Raw genomic sequence first — 20,901 nt, forward strand, 5'->3', positions numbered from 1 at the left:
GGAGCTGATGCTATGGAACGGATCCAAGGAAGGGGAGAACAAATACTGGGTCAAGAACCCAAACCCTTGAGCTTTTCACCAGGACGGGTCCTGCTCATCCGTGTCAACCGCTTGCTTGGAGATGGGACTGCAGAAGTCTCCGCGGGTGGACATCGTTTCATCGCCAGCGTCCAGACCGGCTTAAAAGCAGGGGAAAGCTACTGGGTGGAGACGAAGCAGACCGGAAATGGAATCGGTCTCTCGGTTCTTACGGACCGCTCCCAAGAAGGGGGAGGACACACCTTGGATTCCCTCCTCTCGCACTATTCACTTAAACGAGAAGGGCCAATCAAGGAGCTGATCGGAGAGGCCCTGCGGCTCAATGTACCGATCTCAAGGGCCATGATTGAATTTGCTGCGTCAGTCGGAGATCGTCTGAACCCCGACATTATCCTGAAGATGGAGAGACAGCATCTCCCATTTGTAGATCGAGTATATAGGTCACTAGAGGCTGGTGGGAAACAACCAACACTTTTGACCGGCATTGAAGAATTGAAGAATCAACTGATTGCTGTTGGCTCGACTTCAGAGGCAGAGAAGCTCATGAAGAACGTTCAAGCACCCCTTGAAACCCTGGTAGGGGGGAAGGTTGCTGACCGGGCATTGTGGATATTGGCAGACGATGCGCAGCCTTTCCCGCAGCGGCTGGCTGCCCTAGACCTTTTAAGGGAGCTTGGTGTCCTGCACAATCATAGCAGGATGGGTCAATGGAAGGAAGAACTGCTGAAAACCATTCTGAAGTCTTTCCCTGATGCGGTAGCTGCTGAAGAAGGGTTGGCCAAACTGGGAGCCGGACTTACGGGAGATCGTGAAGTATCCAAGCAACCGTCAGTCCCCCGTTCGCCTGAGGACCTGAACGTTACTGCTCTCAGGGTGATAGATGCCATCATCACGGCAAAAAAGGAACTCATCTCATCTGTGCATTCACCTATAGTGGTTAGAACCGCTGCGGGACAATTTGAAGGGCATGATAGCATGACGAACAAGGATTCGCTCCATTCACAGCTCCGGACCATCGTGCTTGATGAACTGAAAGATGCCATTCATGGCCGGGACATTTCACAGCTGCTTAAAAGGGCAGTCTCATCCCTCGGGTTGAATTATGAAACAGATCCCTTCGTGGATTCAGCCAAGCGGCAGCTGATTCAGCTCAGTCAAGGGCATCCGGTGGCTGCCATTAGGGAAAGTGCCGATGAAATTGTCCTGAAAATGAATCACCCTGCCCTCATGTCACAGGATCAGTCCGGTTTTCTCACCATTGTCCATCAGATCCCCCTCTATCACGCAGGGGGCCAGACCGATGTGACCATCCAGTGGAGCGGGAAGAAAACCAATTATGGCCAGATCGACAGCAGCCAATGCAGAGTGATGTTCTACCTTCATCTCGGTCATTTGGACGAGACCATCGTCGACCTGCAGATTCAGCAGGGGGTCCTGCAAATCGTCGTATGGAATGAGCATCCGAATATAAAGGATCTTGCCCGCGAATTCCTGCCTGCCCTTAAAAAGGGCATTGAAGAGAACGGTTATACATTCTCCTCCATACTCTTCAAAGTCCCGGATTCGCGTCCGGGACCTGCAAGCGTGACCGATCAGCACCCAGGCGTGCACAAAGGAGTGGATATCCGCATATGAGCAGGGAACAAAAGCGTAAAGCGGCAGTAGCGCTTGGATATGACCGTACTATCGACGGGTCTCCCCGTGTCATGGCCAAGGGGAATGGCCTGATTGCCGAAGAGATCCTCAGGAGGGCTGTAGAGCATGACATCCCTGTTCAGGAGGATGAAACGCTGGTAGGTCTCTTGGGACAGCTTGATATCAATGAGTCGATACCTGAGGAGCTTTACGGGGCGGTTGCCGAGGTGTTCGCCTTCATTTATCGCGTGGATAAATCATTCCACGAAGAGAAGTAATTGGTTTTCAAGTATAATATATTCTTGAAGGACACTTCCTCGACAGGCGCCTCTGCCTGGCTTAAAATGTTGGAATTTTTAAATTAATATAATATTTTTAGTATAATGGTAGACATCTAATCTATCATTTTATACAATGAAAGCGCAGTCTATTTTTTGAAGAGTTCGATAGGAGGATGGAAAATGAATATCCATGAATATCAAGGTAAAGAAATCCTCAGAAATAACGGGGTATCCGTGCCAAACGGTAAAGTGGCCTTCACTGCCGATGAAGCGGTTGAAGCTGCAAAGACACTCGAATCAAGTGTGTATGTAGTAAAAGCTCAGATCCATGCAGGCGGCCGCGGAAAAGCGGGCGGAGTCAAAATAGCGAAAAGCTTGGATGATGTTCGTACATATGCCGATGAACTTCTAGGAAAAACATTGGTGACACACCAAACAGGTCCTGAAGGGAAGGAAGTAAAGCGCTTACTTATCGAAGAAGGCTGCGACATCAAAAAAGAATATTATGTCGGTCTTGTTCTTGATCGTGCAACTTCTCAAGTCGTGCTCATGGCATCTGAAGAAGGCGGTACAGAGATCGAGGAAGTAGCGGAACAAACACCTGAAAAAATCTTCAAAGAGTACATCGATCCGGTAGTGGGTCTTACTGGTTTCCAGGCAAGACGCATTGCATTCAACATCAATATCCCGAAGGAATTGGTCGGTAAAGCAGCCAAGTTCATGCTCGGGCTTTATCAGGTGTACCTTGAAAAAGACGCTTCCATTGTAGAAATCAACCCTCTGGTTGTTACGGGTGACGGCAATGTGATGGCGCTAGATGCAAAATTCAACTTCGATTCCAATGCTCTATATCGTCAAAAAGACGTCCTTGCACTTCGTGACTTGGAAGAAGAAGACGCAAAAGAAATCGAAGCATCGAAATATGATTTAAGCTATATCTCCCTTGATGGAAATATCGGCTGCATGGTCAATGGAGCTGGACTTGCCATGGCCACAATGGATATCGTCAAGCATTATGGTGGAGATCCCGCCAACTTCCTTGATGTTGGGGGCGGCGCAACGGCAGAGAAAGTAACCGAAGCCTTCAAAATCATCCTTTCCGATGAGAACGTAAAAGGGATTTTCGTCAATATCTTCGGAGGAATCATGAAGTGTGACGTCATTGCAACTGGTGTCGTGGAAGCGGCAAAACAAATCGGCCTGGACGTTCCACTTGTTGTACGTCTTGAAGGTACGAACGTAGACCTCGGTAAAGAAATCCTGAATCAATCAGGCTTGAATATCATTGCAGCCGAATCAATGGCTGACGGCGCACAAAAAATCGTTGAGCAAGTAGGCTGAGAAAGGCGGGAGAAAAATGAGCGTATTTATTAATAAAGATACAAAAGTCATCGTACAGGGAATTACCGGTTCAACAGCGCTTTTCCACACGAAGCAAATGCTTGAGTACGGTACTCAGATCGTAGCTGGTGTGACTCCTGGTAAAGGCGGAACAGAAGTCGAAGGCGTGCCTGTATTCAATACAGTCGAAGAAGCGAAAAAGGCAACCAATGCCAATGCTTCTGTCATTTATGTTCCTGCCCCGTTCGCGGCGGACGCGATCCTCGAAGCGGTCGATGCTGAACTGGATCTTGCCATCTGTATCACAGAGCATATCCCGGTACTTGATATGGTGAAGGTGAAACGTTATATGGAAGGCAAGAAGACCCGTCTTGTCGGCCCTAACTGTCCTGGTGTCATCACTCCGGATGAATGTAAAATCGGTATCATGCCTGGATATATTCATACAAAAGGTCACGTCGGTGTGGTATCCCGCTCCGGTACATTGACGTATGAGGCGGTTCATCAGCTGTCACAGGCCGGAATCGGTCAGACGACGGCAGTCGGTATCGGAGGAGACCCCGTCAATGGAACGGACTTCATCGATGTGTTGAAAGCCTTCAATGAAGACGAAGAAACGTATGCTGTCATCATGATCGGTGAGATTGGTGGAACGGCAGAAGAAGAAGCGGCTGAGTGGGTCAAGGCGAATATGACCAAACCGGTCGTCGGATTCATCGGTGGACGCACTGCACCTCCAGGAAAGCGTATGGGACATGCAGGGGCAATCATTTCAGGTGGTAAAGGGACAGCTGACGAAAAGATCCGCGTCATGAATGAGTGCGGGATCGAAGTGTCGCCGACTCCTTCCGAGATGGGTGAAACCCTCATATCCGTACTGAAGGACAAAGGCATCTACGATAAATGTAAAACTCATTAATCAAGGGAAAGGGCTGATGGACTCAGCCCTTTTTACCATACCTATTAAAGGAGGTCCTTTCACTGGAAATACGTGAAGCAATATTCCGCTTGTCTCATTGCCGAGAGATCGGCACCTCACGAAAATTGAAGCTTATTTCATCACTGCAAGCCCCCACATCAGTCCTCCCCCACATTTCCGCACTCCAACTGATACTCTCCATCTCCATTGAAAAAGCATCTAAACTCCATAAAGAATTTCATTCCATCCCTTTTACCAAACTCAAGCTGCACTATGCAGATAAAGGGATAAAGTGGTTCACAATTGCCGATGAAGGGTATCCTGATCTGCTCAAGGAGGTCTATGATCCGCCCCTGCTCCTATTCTGTAAGGGGGATACCGAGCTCATGCACGCTCCTATGAAACTAGCTATCATCGGGGCTAGAAAATGCACACCCTACACTGGGAAAGTCCTCTCCCATCTCATTCCATCCCTTACTCAACACCGCGTGACGATCATATCCGGGCTTGCCCGGGGTGCCGATACGATTGCTCATGAAACATCAATCCGAAGCGGTGGAAAAACCATCGGAGTCATTGCCGGGGGGTTCGATAATATTTATCCGAAAGAAAATGTGCCCCTAGCGAATCACATGATGGATCACCATCTCATGATCAGTGAATTCCCTCCCCATACAAGACCTGAAAAATGGCAGTTCCCACTACGAAATCGGATCATCAGCGGCTTGAGCCATGCCGTATTGGTGACGGAGGCACAGCGGAAGAGTGGTACCTATAGTACGGCAGACTATGCACTGAATGAGGGGAGAGATGTATTCTGCATCCCCGGGCCCCTATTCGCACCCATGTCCGAAGGGACGAACAGCCTCATCCAGGAGGGTGCCAAAATGGTGGTTTCAGCTGAAGATATTCTTGTAGAATTGGCTCGAATGTGATGAAGACCGGACCTTTCGGTGCGATGATTTAACAGGTTTTTGTACAAAATGGTTGCATTTATGATGAAACTGTTATACATTTTGCATCAGGTATCAAAAACAATAGAAGAGAGACATAATGAAGAAATCGGATCCCTATTCCAGCTTTGCAACAATTGCTGAAAACGTTTCCCTCAATTGTATGATGGAGGGAGATTAAGGGAATTAAGATTGAAAAAGGATCATTTTCCTCTTTAAGGAGGCCCATGAATGGCAGATTATTTGGTAATCGTAGAATCGCCAGCGAAGGCAAAAACAATTGAGCGTTACTTAGGAAAAAAATATAAAGTACGTGCATCCATGGGGCATATCAGGGATTTGCCGAAGTCCCAGATGGGTGTCGACGTTGAAAATGAATTCGAACCGAAATATATTACAATCCGCGGGAAAGGCCCCGTGTTGAAAGAACTGAAAACAGCCGCAAAAAAAGTGAAGAAAATCTATCTCGCGGCTGACCCCGACAGGGAAGGGGAAGCCATAGCCTGGCACCTCGCCCATAGTCTGGACCTTGATGTCGCATCAGATTGCCGGGTAGTATTCAATGAAATCACGAAGGATGCCATCAAGGAATCATTCAAGCACCCGAGAGCCATCAATATGGACCTGGTCGATGCACAGCAAGCAAGGAGAATCCTCGACCGACTCGTCGGGTACAATATCAGCCCGCTCCTATGGAAAAAAGTGAAGAAGGGGCTGAGTGCAGGACGGGTACAGTCGGTTGCGGTCCGATTGATCATCGACAGGGAAAATGAGATCAAAGAGTTTACTCCTGAAGAATACTGGTCCATCGATGCTCAGTTCAAAAAAGGGAAAGACATCTTCTCGGCAGCATTCTACGGAATCGATGGTAAGAAAGTGGAACTGAAGAATGAAGATGAAGTGAAAGACGTCCTTTCACAGATGAAAGGGAAGTCGTTCTCTGTTGATAAGGTGACAAAGAAGGAACGAAAGCGTAATCCCGCTCCTCCGTTCACTACTTCTTCCCTCCAACAGGAAGCAGCTCGTAAACTCAACTTCAGGGCAAAGAAAACCATGATGCTCGCACAGCAACTCTATGAAGGAATCGAGATGGGCGGCAAAGAAGGAACCGTCGGTTTCATCACCTATATGAGAACCGATTCGACCAGGATCTCCGAAGTCGCTCAAAAAGAGGCCGGTGAGTACATCACGGGGAAATACGGGGAAGAGTTCCTCAAAACCAGCCCTCGTAAGGATAAAAAGCAGCAGAAAGCCCAAGATGCCCATGAAGCAATCCGTCCGACCAGCACCCTGAGGGACCCTTCATCGGTGAAGGAATTCCTCTCACGGGATCAGCATCGCCTTTACAAGCTGATCTGGGAGCGGTTCATATCAAGCGAGATGGCACCTGCCGTCATGGATACAATGAGTGTAGACCTCGTCAATGGTGGAGTATTCTTCAGGGCGACGGGTTCCAAGGTGAAGTTCCCAGGATTCATGAAGGTTTACGTAGAAGGATCGGATGACCAGAAGGAAGAGAAAGATAATATCCTTCCCGCTCTTAAAGAAGGAGATAAAGTGACTTCGGAAGCCATCGACCCGAATCAGCATTTCACCCAGCCACCTCCAAGATACACAGAGGCAAGGCTCGTCAAGACCCTTGAAGAGTTGGGGATCGGTCGTCCTTCCACATATGCCCCGACCTTGGACACCATTCAGAGAAGGGGATATGTTTCCCTTGATAACAAGCGATTCATCCCTACCGAACTTGGTGAGATCGTCCTTGAACTCGTGCGGGAATTCTTCCCGGATATCATCGATGTTGAATTTACCGCCAATATGGAGAAAAGCCTGGATAATATAGAAGAAGGCAATGAAAAATGGGAAAAAATCATTGAGCACTTCTATAAAGATTTCGAGAAGCATCTTGAAATCGCCGAGAATGAAATGGAAAAAGTCGAAATCCGGGATGAACCGGCCGGGGAAGACTGCGAAGAGTGCGGTCACCCGATGGTATTCAAAATGGGACGCTACGGGAAGTTCATGGCGTGCAGCAATTTCCCTGACTGTCGGAACACAAAGCCGATCGTCAAGGAAATCGGCGTGAAATGTCCAAAGTGTGAAAAAGGGAATATCATCGAGAGGAAGAGCAAGAAGAAGCGAATCTTCTACGGATGTGACCAATATCCTGAGTGTGACTTCCTTTCCTGGGATAAGCCGATTGAGCGGAAATGTCCGAAATGTTCCGAAATGCTCGTGGAGAAGAAGCTTAAAAAAGGAAATCAGATCCAATGTGTCAACTGTGATTACAAGGAAGAAGAACAAAAGTGATCAGAGGGTCATTCTTCCTATTGAAGAATGCATTCTAAAAGCATAGAATAAACAAGGGACTGTCCTGAAAGCTCAATGCCATTTCAGGTCAGTTCTTTTGTTGTTTCCACCTTATACATAAATTTACAAAATACTTAAAACTTTTTTATTTTACGCAATTGGTGTACAATTCTTCATGGTAGACGACCAGCCCGTGGACCCTGTTTTAAGGGGTTGGATGTGAAAAGGTGGCCCGTTGGGATAAACAATTCAGAACTTTGTGAAAAAAGGGTGAAATGAATTGCAAGCCCCATGGGGTTGTGTTACTATTTAGTAGCCCTTGTGAGGTGTTTAACGAATGAATGAAGAACATTCACTACAATCCTTTATCGATTATCTGAAAATAGAGAAGCATTATTCTTCTTATACATTTGAACATTATCGTCATGATATTGAAGAGTTTTACGTATTTATGAAAGAGCAGGGTATAGGTTCTTTGAAAGATGTCGAGTATTCTGATGCAAGGCTGTTTTTGACCAAACTCCATGATCAAGGTTTGAAGAGAGCTTCTGTCGCGAGGAAAGTATCGAGCATAAGAAGCTTTTATCGTTTCTTGAACAGGGAGGCCCGTATCCTGGAAAATCCATTTTCTTATGTGAACCTTCCAAAGCGGGAGCAAAGGCTGCCGAAGTTTTTTTATGAAGAAGAAATACAAGCACTCCTTGATGCCTGTGGGGATTCCACTCCGCTCGAAATCAGGAACAGGGCATTATTCGAGCTTCTGTACGCAACGGGCATGAGGGTAAGTGAATGCTCGGGTCTTACGCTGGATGATCTGGATTTCTCCTTGTCGATCCTCTTGGTCCAAGGGAAAGGGGGAAAGGAGAGGTATGTGCCGTTCGGTAGTTTTGCCCATGACGCACTGGAGGAATACATAAACCGTTCGAGGACGACTTTGACCAAACATGCGTCAGAGAAACATCTCTTCCTGAATCATCGGGGCGGTCCCCTGACTCAAAGGGGGATCAGACTGATCCTGACCAAGCTGATCGACAAAGCCTCCCTGACAAGGAAGATTCACCCTCATATGCTCAGGCACACATTCGCCACGCATTTATTGAACAACGGTGCGGATCTGAGGGCTGTGCAGGATCTCCTTGGGCATGCCTCTCTTTCTTCCACCCAGGTGTATACGCATGTATCGAAGGACCAATTGAGGAAGTCATACCTCGCGCATCATCCACGTGCATAATGGAGAAGGGAATGAGTAGGATGGAACAATTTCATGCAACAACGATATTCGCCGTTCAACATAACGGTCAATGTGCCATGAGCGGTGACGGTCAGGTGACATTCGGTAATGCAGTCGTCATGAAACATACGGCCAGGAAAGTAAGGAAGCTTTTCAATGGTAAGGTTCTTGCTGGATTCGCCGGATCGGTTGCCGATGCATTCACCCTTTCTGAAATGTTCGAAGGAAAGCTTCAGGAGTTTAACGGAAATCTCCCCAGGGCTGCCGTTGAACTTGCAAAGCAATGGAGGAGCGACAAAATCCTGAGAAAGCTAGAGGCCATGCTTATCGTGATGGATCAGGAACACCTATTGTTGATATCAGGAACTGGGGAAGTCATTGAACCGGATGACGGGATCCTTGCCATCGGATCAGGGGGCAATTACGCCCTTTCCGCTGGACGCGCACTGAAGCAGTATGCCGGTGAGCACCTGACGGCAAAGGAAATTGCCCGGTCATCTCTGAATATTGCATCTGAAATTTGCGTTTATACGAATAGTCAAATCATCGTTGAAGAGCTTTGATATAGATTCCCGTATGGGGCAAAGGAGTGTGTAGAGAATGAAGAATTCGGAACATTTAACGCCGAGGCAAATCGTTGAGCGTCTCGACCAATTCATCATCGGTCAGAAAGATGCCAAGAGGGCTGTAGCAGTCGCTCTTCGCAACAGATACCGGAGAAGTCTTCTCTCAGATGAACTGAAGGACGAAGTGATCCCGAAGAATATCCTGATGATGGGCCCTACCGGAGTCGGGAAAACCGAGATTGCCAGAAGGATCGCCAAGCTGGTTCGTGCACCTTTTATTAAGGTGGAAGCAACAAAATTCACTGAAGTTGGGTATGTAGGACGAGATGTTGAATCAATGGTCAGGGACCTGGTGGAAACGTCGGTGCGTCTCGTGAAGGAAGAGAAGATGGCAGGCGTGCAGGAGGCAGCGAGGAAAAACGCTGATCAACGCCTCGTCGAGCTGGTCGTTCCTTCAAAGAAAAAATCTTCATCCTATAAAAATCCCTTCGAAATGATCTTTGGAGGGAACCAAGCCCAGCCGTCTGATGATGATCAGGAAAAGCAGGAAGAGATGTCCCTCCAGGAAAAACGGAAGGTCATTGAGGAAAAGCTTCGCAACGGTGAACTCGAAGAAGAGTATGTCACCATTGAGGTGGAAGAACAACAGGCATCCATGTTCGATATGCTGCAAGGTTCCGGAATGGAACAGATGGGGATGAACATGCAGGATGCCTTGAGCAATCTTGTTCCTAAAAAGAAGAAAAAGAGGAAGCTCAAGGTGAAGGAAGCACGTGCCGTATTGACGAGTGAAGAGGCCCAGAAACTGATCGATATGGATGAGGTGACGCAGGATGCCGTCCTAAGGGCAGAGCAGTCGGGTATCATCTTCATCGATGAGATCGATAAGATCGCGAGCAAGGGTTCCGGTCAGTCTTCAGCAGATGTATCGAGAGAAGGCGTACAACGTGATATCCTGCCGATCGTCGAGGGCTCCACGATCGTTACCAAGTATGGCTCCGTGAAAACGGACCATGTCCTATTCATCGCAGCGGGTGCTTTCCATATGAGTAAGCCGTCTGATCTCATCCCCGAACTTCAGGGACGTTTCCCGATCAGGGTGGAACTTCAAAAGCTGTCCACGGATGACTTCGTGAAGATCCTGGTTGAACCTGATAATGCAATCATCAAGCAATATATTGCGTTGCTGGAAACAGAAGGTATACAAATCGAATTTTCTGACGATGCTATTCGTAGACTCGCCGAAATCGCCTATGACGTGAATCAGGAAACAGACAATATCGGTGCAAGGAGGCTTCATACCATCATGGAGAAACTTCTCGAAGATCTGTCGTTCGAAGCCCCTGATATTTCGATGGGAACCGTTTCGATCACTCCGGGCTACGTCGACGAAAAACTGAAAGCCATCGCAAAGGATAAAGACCTCAGCCAATTTATACTATAAGTTTTTTTTAGTGTGAATGTGGGTAAAGAAACATGAATTCATTCCATTATATATTGAAGAAGAAACACTTTAGCCGTAGTAGGAGGAAATAGTATGAATTTACTAGCGAAAACAAGAACCATTAATGCCATGCTGCAAAATGCAGCGGGTAAACCAGTTAACTTTAAAGAAATGTCCGAAACATTGAGCCAGGTCATCGAAGCGAATGTCTTCGTTGTAAGCAGAAGAGGGAAACTTCTTGGCTATGCAATCAACCAACAAATCGAAAATGAACGCATGAAGCAGATGCTTGCAGACAGACAATTCCCTGAAGAGTATACTCAAAACCTCTTCAATGTCCAGGAAACATCTCCAAACTTAGATGTGAACAGTGAATATACTGCGTTCCCAGTAGAGAACAAAGAATTGTTCAATAGCGGTCTTACAACGATCGTCCCGATCATCGGTGGAGGAGAGCGTCTTGGGACACTGATCCTAGCCCGCTTGGAGGCTTCATTCGAAGACGATGACCTCATTCTCGGAGAATATGGTGCAACGGTCGTAGGGATGGAAATCCTTCGTGAGAAAGCAGATGAGATCGAAGTAGAAGCCCGAAGCAAAGCGGTTGTTCAAATGGCCATCAGCTCCCTCTCCTATAGTGAGTTGGAAGCAATCGAGCACATTTTCGAAGAACTTGATGGCAACGAAGGATTGCTTGTAGCATCCAAAATTGCCGATCGTGTAGGGATTACCCGCTCAGTCATTGTCAATGCACTCCGTAAGCTTGAAAGTGCCGGTGTGATCGAGTCACGTTCCCTTGGTATGAAGGGAACGTACATCAAAGTGCTGAACAACAAATTCCTCGTGGAATTGGATAAGCTTCGTACCAATTAATAGTTCCGCAATTACTAAAACCCCATCATCGTTATCCGGTGATGGGGTTTTTTGCGTTGGGTACACCTATTATATGCTTAAAAAACTATTTATGAGATTTATCAGGAATATGACTATTATGACAGCGTTTATTCAGATTCTTCTTTGTAAAACCATACGGAAATCAAATATCAGTTCTCTAAAATAAAGCAAAAGTACTAGACGAGGTGAATCTTTAGCCCTTGTTAAACATTTGTTGAATAGTACAATTAAATTAATTCCTTGTACGACGGCATTCGACTGTGAAAGCTATAAAATTACATTTAATGGCATGACATAGAGAGCATTTACTAACATAAAACCACGTGTAATAAGGAGTGAGGGAACTTTTTTTGTACTGATGAGCTGATTTTCCAAGTGGATACGATGGGAACAAAAGGATTTTACATAGTATATAAGTCATATTTTTTCAATTATCGACAAAGTTCTATCATTTTTACGGAAATTTCATAGACACTACTCGAGTGAAACATTACAATAAATACTGTTGCATGATAAATATGTCAAACTAAGTAGTAATTTGTAAAATAACTAGTTAGAGGTGGATATAGTGAACATTTTTTCCAATACATTTTCAGTTCTTGAACGGGGCCTTGACTATGCTTCGCTTAATCAGCGGACCATATCGCAAAACATCGCCAACGTGGATACCCCGAATTATAAAGCGAAAAAAGCAGAGTTCAGTCAAGTGCTTCAGGATTCAATGAATGCCTTAGAAGCAACAAGGACGGACTCCAGGCACTTCGCCTTCCAATCACAGCCCTCTAGCAGTCGAATTTCAATCAAACAACCCAATGAATACAATCATAACGGGAACGGGGTCGACTTGGATCGGGAAATGTCAGACCTTGCTTCCAATCAAATCTATTATAATGCCGTGACAGATAGACTGAGCGGTAAATTCAACAGCCTCCAGTCAGTAATTAAAGGAGGGAAATGAGCATGACCATTTTTGCAGGGATGAACACCACGGCCTCTGCCCTTACTGCCCAGAGGCTCAGGATGGATACGATTTCGTCCAATATGGCCAATGTTGATACTACCAGAGGAAAGATGGTAGATGGAGTGTGGCAACCCTATACGCGCAAGAGCGTCGTGATGGAAAGTAAAGGTGGAGGGTTCACGTCATTCTTGAACCAGGCGATGGGCAAGACGGATTCTCCTGGAAGCGGTGTTCAGGTCTCGAGAATTGAAGAAGACACGCAAACGCCCTATAAGATGCAGTATGACCCGGAAAATCCGGACGCCGATGCTGAAGGGTATGTAAGGCTGCCGAATGTCGACCCTTTGCGTGAAATGGTCGATCTCATCTCGGCTACTCGCTCTTATGAAGCGAATGTAACGGTGTTCAATGCCAATAAATCCATGCTGTCAAAGGCACTTGAAATAGGTAAATAAAGGAGGGGAAGCACTTGGCGATCTCAGGAGTCAATTCTGTACAAGGCGGTATGATGATACCGTCAGTCAAGATAAATGAAACGAAAACCGGAGAAGCGGGGTTCGGCAAGTTACTGAAGGATACGATCGATGAAGTGAACAAGAGCCAGCTTCAATCCGATGAAATGACCAAAAAATTGGTGATGGGGGAAAATGTGGACCTGCATTCCGTCATGATTGCATCCCAAAAAGCCAGCATCACCATGCAGACTACCATGGAAGTGAGAAACAAAGTGATTGAAGCCTATCAGGAAATCATGAGAATGCCAATGTAAGTAGATTGGCTATAGTACCGGAGGATTGTAATGAATGAATCGCTTACGAAATATAAAGATCAGATAAAAACGTTTTGGGGCAGTCGTTCCCGAAAACAAAAAGCCGGGATGGGGATCGGTCTACTGCTTATCCTCATCTTGATCGCTATCATCAGTTTCTTTGCCACCAGAACAGATCTGGTGCCTTTATACAGCAATCTCTCTGTGTCCGAAACGGGTACGATCAAGGAAAACCTTGACGGGCGGGGAATCACTTCGGAAATTTCAGACGGTGGAACGACGATCATGGTCCCGAAGGAACAGGTGGACACATTGAAGGTGGAGCTTGCCGCAGAGGGGATCCCCAATTCAGGAAGCATCGATTATTCCTTCTTTAGTCAAAACGCCGGTTTCGGAATGACGGATAATGAATTCAATGTATTGAAACTGGATGCCATGCAGACCGAACTGGCGGATCTAATGAAAAGCATCGACGGGGTGAAAGATGCAAAGGTCATGATCAACATGCCGGCCGAGCAGGTATTCGTGAGCGATGAAAATCAGCAGGGCTCTGCATCCATCGTATTGAATACCAACCCAGGATTCACGATGGACCAGAGACAGATCAAATCCCTTTATCATTTGGTTTCAAAAAGCGTACCCAAACTTCCTACAGACAATATCGTGATCATGAATCAAAATTTCGAGTACTTTGATCTTGATTCACAAAATGCAGGTAGCAATGCAGTCGCCGGCCAGATGGAGATCAAAAAGGAAGTGGAGCGTGATCTTCAGCGCCAGGTCCAGAATATGCTTGGCACGATGATCGGCTTCAATAAGGTCGTCGTTTCCGTTACAACTGATATTGACTTTACCCAGGAAAATAGGGAAGAAAACCTCGTAACTCCGGTAGATGAAGAAAATATGGAAGGAATTGCAGTTAGTGCACAGCGGATCAATGAAACATACTCCGGTGAAGGCGCAGCCGACGGGGGGACACCTGGTGCGGGTGACGGCAATGAACCGACCAACAGCGGTGTCACATATGGAGCTGGTAGCGAGTCCAATGGTGACTACGAAAAAATGGAAGAAACCATCAATAACGAAGTGAACAGAATCAAGAAAGAAATTACCGAGAGTCCCTATAAGGTAAGGGATATCGGAATCCAAGTCATGGTCGAACCACCCGAGCCCGATAACTTGAACTCACTTCCGCAATCACGGGTGGACGACATTCAGCAGGTTCTCTCAACGATCATCCGCACGTCCATCGACAAAGATGAAGTTCCAGACCTTACGGATCAGGAACTGAGTGACAAGGTCGTCGTTTCTGTCCAGCCCTTCAACGGCAAGGTGGAGATGGACGACGAGAAAACCACTGGCCTACCTTGGTGGATTTATGCAGTCGGAGGGGTGCTTCTCTTAGTGATCATTCTCCTCGTCATCATGATCATTCGTTCAAGGAAAAACGAAGAAGAAGTGGAAGAGCTGATCGTAGAAGAGAAAGTGGAGCTCGCACCCATCCCTGATATAGAGCCTAAACAGGAAACAGAGGCCACCATCAGGAGGAAACAACTTGAAAAGATGGCCAAGGATAAACCTGAAGAATTTGCAAAATTACTGCGCACGTGGCTAGCGGAAGAATAGGGGGATCGGTATGAGAAGAGAAAAAGGACTAACAGGTAAGCAAAAAGCAGCAATTCTCCTGATCTCCCTTGGGCCGGATGTATCGGCATCGGTGTACAAGCATCTGTCAGAGGAAGAAATTGAAAAGCTGACCCTTGAGATCTCCGGTGTGAAAAAGGTGGAGACCGAAGCAAAGGAAGGGATCATGGAAGAGTTCCATCATATCGCCATGGCACAGGATTATATCTCTCAGGGCGGTATAGGATATGCGAAGACCGTTTTAGAAAAGGCGTTGGGGGCTGATCAAGCGACGGCCATCATCAATCGCCTAACGTCTTCCCTACAAGTCAGGCCATTCGATTTTGCACGGAAGGCCGATGCTGCGCAAATACTGAATTTTATCCAGAATGAACATCCACAGACGATTGCACTCATTCTTTCCTATCTTGACCCGCAGCAGGCAGGTCAGATCCTATCTGAACTTCCTCAAGAGGTACAAGCGGATATTGCGCGCAGGATCGCCCTGATGGATGGGACCTCCCCTGAAGTGATCAGTGAAGTGGAAGCCATTCTCGAGAAAAAACTATCGGCTACAGTCACACAGGATTATACGCAGACAGGCGGAGTCGAGGCAGTAGTGGAAGTGTTGAACGGAGTAGATCGTGCCACGGAAAAAACGATCCTCGATTCACTGGAAATACAAGATCCGGAGTTGGCTGAAGAAATCAAGAAGCGGATGTTCGTCTTTGAAGATATCGTCACCCTTGACAGCCGCTCCATCCAACGCGTCATAAGGGATTGTGAAAATGAAGACCTTCTTCTTGCCCTTAAAGTCTCGGCTGATGATGTGAAGAATGTGGTGTTCAAGAATATGTCGAGTCGTATGGTCGAAACAATCAAAGAAGAGATGGAATTCATGGGACCAGTTCGTTTGAAAGATGTAGAAGAAGCTCAATCAAGGATCGTATCCATTATCAGACGACTCGAGGACTCGGGAGAAATCATCATCGCCAGAGGCGGGGGAGACGATATCATTGTCTAAGATCATCAAAAATGTCTCTGAGCTTGGCAGTAAGATCATCGAACCGAGAAGAATCCTCCTTTCACGGGTTGGTGATAGTCAAGAACACAGTGCTGATACCGATGCCATCCTGGAGAATGCGAGAATCAAAGCAGACCGTGTCCTTGAAAACGCACGTCGTGAACATCAACGGACCCAAGAATCGATTCAGACGGCGAGAAGCGAATGGGAAAAGGAAAGGGAACGACTGATGGAAGAAGCATATAACGAAGGCTACTTGCTGGGGGAGCAGGAAGGGAAACAGTCTGGTTACAGTGCTTACACTGGAATCATCGAAGAAGCGAACCGCATTGTCGAGGAAAACCGAGAACACTATTACTCTTACATCGAGCGTGCTGAGAAGGTCATCCTCTCCCTCGCTGTCCGTAGTGCAGAGACAATCCTCCATCAGGAACTGGAAGACGAAGAGCGTTTCATCCCTATCCTTCAGAGGGGGCTGAAGGAAGTCAGGGATCTTCCTGAAGTGCGAATTCATATCCATCCATCCAGGCACCACCTTCTCATGGAGCATAAAAGTGAACTGGAAGCGATGTTTCCGGCAGACGTGCAATTATTCGTTTATGCAAACGATGATCTCGATCCATTGGAGTGTTACATGGAAACCAAGCAGGGTAGAATCGTTCTTTCCGTTGATTCCCAGCTTGAAGAGTTGAAAAGGAAGCTTCTCGAGCGGATGGAGGAGGAAGGATGAAAGCAAGTGAACTTCTCGATTTCATCCCGAAGACGCCGACATTCAAAAAATACGGAAAAGTCCATCGGGTTGTAGGATTGATGATTGAATCACAAGGACCCGAAAGCTCCGTGGGAGAAGTATGCCATATCCATATGAAAAGCAGGGGGAAAGAGAAGATCATCCCGGCGGAAGTGGTCGGATTCAATGGGGAACTGGTCATTTTGATGCCGTACACGAGTATGCAGGATATCGCCCCGGGTAGCCTAGTGGAAGCCACCGAAAAGCCACTTGAAATCAAGGTCGGCCCTTCCTTGATCGGGAAGGTGATCGACTCCCTTGGAAATCCCCTCGACGGCAGCACCCTCCCATATGGACTGAGTTCGGTCCATACAGAAAAAGATTCCCCTAATCCCCTGTCCCGTCCCCCAATCGATGAAGTAATGGAAGTCGGCGTCAAAGCGATCGACAGTATGCTTACGGTTGGGAAAGGACAAAGGATCGGTATTTTTGCTGGGAGCGGGGTTGGGAAAAGCACCTTGCTAGGAATGATTGCCCGGAATACGAAAGCTGACCTGAACGTCATCGCCCTCGTCGGGGAGCGAGGCAGAGAGGTGAGGGAATTCATTGAGAGAGACCTTGGCGAGGAAGGTCTGAAGCGGACCATCGTCGTAGCAGCTACTTCGGATCAGCCCGCCCTTAAAAGGATCAAAGGTGCCTTTACGGCTACGGCCATCGCGGAATATTTTCGTGATAAGGGGATGAATGTGATGTTGATGATGGACTCCGCCACAAGGGTGGCGATGGCACAGCGTGAAATCGGCCTTGCCGTGGGAGAACCACCCACGACAAAAGGATACACCCCTTCTGTATTTGCCATCCTTCCAAAACTTTTGGAGCGGACCGGGACCAATAGAAACGGAAGCATCACGGCTTTTTACACCGTACTGGTGGACGGAGATGACCTCAACGAGCCGATCTCCGACACGGTGAGGGGGATCTTGGACGGACATATCGTCCTTGATCGGGACATTGCCAATAGGGGGCAGTACCCAGCCATCAATCTTCTGAAAAGCGTCAGCAGATTGATGAATCATCTTACCGATCCCTCACATAAACAAGCTGCAACCCGTATTAGGGAACTTCTTAGTACGTATTTGAAATCGGAAGACCTCATTCAAATCGGAGCATACAAAAAAGGCTCGTCCAAAGAAGTGGATGAAGCGATCGACTATTATCCGAACATCATTTCTTATTTGAAACAGGATGTCATGGAGAAGCGCTCTTTCAAGGAAAGTGTGGAAGAGCTAATACAACTGGCGGAAACGGGTGAATGAAAGAATGACCTATGAATATCGATTCGAGCGGATCCTTACTTTAAAGGAGCAGGAAAAAGAAGACATGCAGGAGCAGTACAAATCCAGTGTGTCAAAATTCCAAGAAGCTGCGGAACAATTATATGGGGCGTTGAAGAAGAAAGAAACCCTGGAGGCCATGCAGGTAGAGAAGCTTTCAACAGGGTTATCGATCCTCGACATCAGGCATCACCAGCAGTTCATCACGAATCTCGAGAAGAGCATTTCTTACTTTCAGAACCTCGTGGTCCAGGCCAGGAACCGGATGAACTGGTATGAAGAAAAAATGATCGAGATGAATATGGAAGTTAAGAAGTATGAAAGATTGAAAGAAAAGGATTTCAAAGCCTTCTTGGGGCGTCTTCAGGCGGAAGAAAATAAGCAGCTGGACGAAGTTTCCGTGACCCAGTACATGAAACAGGAAGTCAGGTGACGAAAAATGGCTAAATCAAAAGAAATCGACAACCCACAGCCTCACGGACGATTCCAGAAATTTGTATTCATCGTCCTGATCCCGATCCTGTTCATCATTGTCGTGACGCTGGTGGTATTGACGGCAACGGGAACAAACGTATTCGAAAAAGCACAATCACTGGGAGTTCATCTTCCGTTTACCAACGATAAGGAACCAGCATCCGCTGATACTGAGAAAGAAGATACGAATGCCCTCAAGGTGGTAATAGAAGATCAAAAAGCTGAAATCGCTCAGTTGAACTCTTCCCTGGAGCAGAAAACGAAAGAAGCGGACGGGCTGAATGCATCCTTTGAGCAACAAGCTTCCGAAATGGAGGAACTCCGTCAAACGGGAGAAGAAAGCAAGCGTTCCTTTAAAGAGATCATCTCTACCTATGAAGCAATGTCGGCAAAAAATGCGGCACCGGTCATCCTGAATTTAAAAGATGATGATGCCGTCAGGATTCTGTCTAGCGTCAAGCCGGCGACATTGGCATCCATCCTTGAAAAAATGCCCCCGGCTGATGCAGCAAAATATACGGCCTTGATCACTGCGGAAGAAGGAGCGAGCCAATGATGCAAATCACTCCATTGATGAATCAGCTAGGTGCCCTATCAGCTTCCTCCGAAGCTCCTGGAGTAGAAGCAGGTGGGGATGCGCTCTTCACTTCTCAGCTTCTGGGCTTCCTGGGACAAGTGCAGGTTGGTGGAGCTAAGCCCGACGAAGCTGAACAGCCTTCACTCCTGCAGAACCTTGAACTTCTCCTTCAATCAGATAGCCTGTCGGGACTCGGAGTACCTGAAGGAGAGTTGGATGCACAGTCAGATGGTGAAGAGGTGACGATGGAAGACATGGCAGAGCTTCTTGGAATCGATGTGGAAGCTCTCCAGGCCTTTCATGCTGCACTGCTGAAAGAGATGCACATCACCTCAGGCAGTGTCGAACCCCCTGATGATCTTCAAGAGCTCGTAGCCGGAATCCTGCATCTTTCGAAGGAGCTTCCCTCGGACATCAAGTCTCAGCCACTTGAACAGGCAGTCAAACTGATCCGGGCAATGCAGCTTTTGAGCGCTTCGGGTAAATCAGAGTGGAATGACACGTTTGAATCGGCCCAGATCAAAGAGGCGCTCAAGGAGCTTCTGATCAGGATAGAAGGAACAGGTCAAGCGGTAACTCGGAAAGAACCCGAACTGAAGGCCGGGAACCAGGGAGACAAGGTATCACGAGATGTGCCGGCCGGTTTGAATGCTTTTCAACCTGCCACTTCTTCACAAGGTATATCCACAGCCACAGTGAAAGCGAGTTTATTCATAAAACCCGAACAGCCTGAGAGTGTGGTTCAGCAGTTTCAGAGCCTGTTAGGCAAGTCACAGTTTTCTTCCATGGGCTCGATGAGCAAGCTGTTCATCAAGCTTTACCCCGAGCATTTGGGTTCCGTCAGGATCGAGCTGCTTCAGCAAAACGGTGTGATGACAGCAAAGATCTTGGCATCTTCGGCATCGGCAAAGGAAATGCTTGATTCCCATCTGCAAGGATTGAAGCAGGCTTTTCACTCTCAAAATATCCAAGTCGATAAAATCGAAGTGTCACAGAGTCTGAGCGATCCTGAAAGGGCGTTCAAGGGTCAATCACACCAGCAGCCCAAAGAACATGGTCAAAAACAAGGCGGACACGATAGGGAACAAGATGCAGATATAGACACGGATTTCAAGGAGTTACTCATAAAGAATGAACAGGTGATAACATGACGAAAATCGATCCCGGTCTACTTTACTCAAATCTTCAACCGGAGAAACGTTCCGGAGCGAATGATATCCTCGGCAAAGATGACTTTCTCAAAATCCTGATGACCCAGCTTCAGAATCAGGATCCCATGAATCCTATGCAGGATAAAGATTTCATTGCTCAGATGGCCACTTTCTCTTCTCTAGAGCAAATGACCAATCTGAATAAGACGATGGAAGGGTTTGTGGAAGCAGAGGCTCAGAGCCGCTTGATTTCCTATAATTCATTCGTCGGGAAGCATGTCACCTGGCACAAGCTTTCAGGTGAAGGAGAAGCTGCGTCCATCGAGCAGGGGGATGGAATCATCAAGGGAGTGCGTTTCAAGAACCAATCGGTTGAATTCATCATGGAAGACGATAGTATCCTGACGCCGGCCAATATCTCACAGGTGAATCAGACTGCACCAGGTGATACCACGCTAGTAAATGCTACGATGCTGATCGGCAAATTGGTATCCTGGCAGGACGGTGAAGAGGTCAAACAAGGAGTCGTCCAGTCCGTTTCCAAGAAAGATTCGGCCATCTGGATCCATTTGGCCTCCGGAGAGAAGATCAAGTCAGGCGATTTGACGGCAATCGAGACGCCTAAAGCCTAAGAGAGAAAAAGAG

At 47.2% G+C, this 20,901-nt stretch carries 21 protein-coding genes; all 21 read left to right on the plus strand.

Going from position 1 to position 20,901, the window contains the following annotated elements; all coding sequences use genetic code 11:
- Positions 1-12: 12 nt before the first annotated feature.
- The 21 genes from K6T23_RS09955 (at position 13) to flgD (ending at position 20,888) form a co-directional block, all read left to right on the plus strand.
- Positions 13-1,674, plus strand: coding sequence for a hypothetical protein (locus K6T23_RS09955; protein ID WP_238284250.1), 1,662 nt, complete (start codon positions 13-15; stop codon positions 1,672-1,674).
- The gene (locus K6T23_RS09960; protein WP_056537220.1) at positions 1,671-1,952 is read left to right on the plus strand and encodes an EscU/YscU/HrcU family type III secretion system export apparatus switch protein; all 282 of its coding nucleotides are present in this window, start codon (positions 1,671-1,673) and stop codon (positions 1,950-1,952) included. Before K6T23_RS09955 ends, K6T23_RS09960 begins: the two co-directional genes overlap by 4 nt.
- Positions 1,953-2,135: 183 nt before the next feature.
- Positions 2,136-3,296 carry an ADP-forming succinate--CoA ligase subunit beta gene (sucC, locus tag K6T23_RS09965; RefSeq protein WP_056537217.1) on the plus strand — a complete coding sequence of 387 codons (1,161 nt, stop codon included), beginning with the start codon at positions 2,136-2,138 and terminating at the stop codon, positions 3,294-3,296.
- Positions 3,297-3,312: 16 nt separating this feature from the next.
- The gene (gene sucD, locus K6T23_RS09970; protein ID WP_053427309.1) at positions 3,313-4,215 is read left to right on the plus strand and encodes a succinate--CoA ligase subunit alpha; all 903 of its coding nucleotides are present in this window, start codon (positions 3,313-3,315) and stop codon (positions 4,213-4,215) included.
- A gap of 125 nt (positions 4,216-4,340) precedes the next feature.
- A complete protein-coding gene (gene dprA / locus K6T23_RS09975) occupies positions 4,341-5,150 on the plus strand; it encodes a DNA-processing protein DprA (RefSeq protein ID WP_187443096.1) in 810 nt (269 codons plus the stop codon).
- Positions 5,151-5,399: 249 nt separating this feature from the next.
- Entirely contained in the window at positions 5,400-7,478 is a 2,079-nt protein-coding gene (gene topA / locus K6T23_RS09980; protein WP_056537210.1) for a type I DNA topoisomerase, read from the plus strand.
- A 337-nt stretch (positions 7,479-7,815) separates the two neighbouring features.
- Positions 7,816-8,709 carry a tyrosine recombinase XerC gene (xerC, locus tag K6T23_RS09985; protein WP_238284251.1) on the plus strand — a complete coding sequence of 298 codons (894 nt, stop codon included), beginning with the start codon at positions 7,816-7,818 and terminating at the stop codon, positions 8,707-8,709.
- A gap of 20 nt (positions 8,710-8,729) precedes the next feature.
- A complete protein-coding gene (hslV, locus tag K6T23_RS09990; RefSeq protein WP_053427813.1) occupies positions 8,730-9,272 on the plus strand; it encodes an ATP-dependent protease subunit HslV in 543 nt (180 codons plus the stop codon).
- Between the two features lie 37 nt (positions 9,273-9,309).
- On the plus strand, positions 9,310-10,719 hold the full coding sequence (gene hslU, locus K6T23_RS09995) for an ATP-dependent protease ATPase subunit HslU (protein WP_056537207.1): 1,410 nt from the start codon (positions 9,310-9,312) through the stop codon (positions 10,717-10,719).
- Positions 10,720-10,812: 93 nt separating this feature from the next.
- Positions 10,813-11,592 carry a GTP-sensing pleiotropic transcriptional regulator CodY gene (gene codY, locus K6T23_RS10000; RefSeq protein ID WP_048004060.1) on the plus strand — a complete coding sequence of 260 codons (780 nt, stop codon included), beginning with the start codon at positions 10,813-10,815 and terminating at the stop codon, positions 11,590-11,592.
- Between the two features lie 589 nt (positions 11,593-12,181).
- Positions 12,182-12,571: a flagellar basal body rod protein FlgB gene (flgB, locus tag K6T23_RS10005; protein ID WP_056537206.1), complete on the plus strand. Its 390-nt coding sequence runs from the start codon at positions 12,182-12,184 to the stop codon at positions 12,569-12,571.
- A gap of 2 nt (positions 12,572-12,573) precedes the next feature.
- Positions 12,574-13,029: a flagellar basal body rod protein FlgC gene (flgC, locus tag K6T23_RS10010; RefSeq protein ID WP_056537203.1), complete on the plus strand. Its 456-nt coding sequence runs from the start codon at positions 12,574-12,576 to the stop codon at positions 13,027-13,029.
- A 53-nt stretch (positions 13,030-13,082) separates the two neighbouring features.
- Positions 13,083-13,343, plus strand: coding sequence for a flagellar hook-basal body complex protein FliE (gene fliE / locus K6T23_RS10015; protein WP_048004520.1), 261 nt, complete (start codon positions 13,083-13,085; stop codon positions 13,341-13,343).
- Between the two features lie 30 nt (positions 13,344-13,373).
- Entirely contained in the window at positions 13,374-14,969 is a 1,596-nt protein-coding gene (fliF, locus tag K6T23_RS10020; RefSeq protein ID WP_056537200.1) for a flagellar basal-body MS-ring/collar protein FliF, read from the plus strand.
- A gap of 10 nt (positions 14,970-14,979) precedes the next feature.
- On the plus strand, positions 14,980-15,990 hold the full coding sequence (fliG, locus tag K6T23_RS10025; protein WP_053427301.1) for a flagellar motor switch protein FliG: 1,011 nt from the start codon (positions 14,980-14,982) through the stop codon (positions 15,988-15,990).
- Entirely contained in the window at positions 15,983-16,720 is a 738-nt protein-coding gene (fliH, locus tag K6T23_RS10030; RefSeq protein WP_056537194.1) for a flagellar assembly protein FliH, read from the plus strand. The genes fliG and fliH overlap by 8 nt, the downstream gene beginning before the upstream one ends.
- Positions 16,717-18,036, plus strand: a complete 1,320-nt coding sequence (fliI, locus tag K6T23_RS10035) for a flagellar protein export ATPase FliI (RefSeq protein WP_238284252.1) — start codon at positions 16,717-16,719, stop codon at positions 18,034-18,036. Before fliH ends, fliI begins: the two co-directional genes overlap by 4 nt.
- Positions 18,029-18,487: a flagellar export protein FliJ gene (gene fliJ / locus K6T23_RS10040; protein WP_337946936.1), complete on the plus strand. Its 459-nt coding sequence runs from the start codon at positions 18,029-18,031 to the stop codon at positions 18,485-18,487. The genes fliI and fliJ overlap by 8 nt, the downstream gene beginning before the upstream one ends.
- A gap of 6 nt (positions 18,488-18,493) precedes the next feature.
- A complete protein-coding gene (locus tag K6T23_RS10045) occupies positions 18,494-19,084 on the plus strand; it encodes a MotE family protein (protein ID WP_056537179.1) in 591 nt (196 codons plus the stop codon).
- The gene (locus K6T23_RS10050; RefSeq protein WP_238284253.1) at positions 19,081-20,256 is read left to right on the plus strand and encodes a flagellar hook-length control protein FliK; all 1,176 of its coding nucleotides are present in this window, start codon (positions 19,081-19,083) and stop codon (positions 20,254-20,256) included. Before K6T23_RS10045 ends, K6T23_RS10050 begins: the two co-directional genes overlap by 4 nt.
- Positions 20,253-20,888, plus strand: coding sequence for a flagellar hook assembly protein FlgD (gene flgD / locus K6T23_RS10055; protein ID WP_238284254.1), 636 nt, complete (start codon positions 20,253-20,255; stop codon positions 20,886-20,888). The genes K6T23_RS10050 and flgD overlap by 4 nt, the downstream gene beginning before the upstream one ends.
- Positions 20,889-20,901 lie beyond the last annotated feature (13 nt).

Origin of the sequence: Rossellomorea marisflavi (assembly GCF_022170785.1) — a bacterium.
Classification (GTDB): domain Bacteria; phylum Bacillota; class Bacilli; order Bacillales; family Bacillaceae_B; genus Rossellomorea; species Rossellomorea marisflavi_B.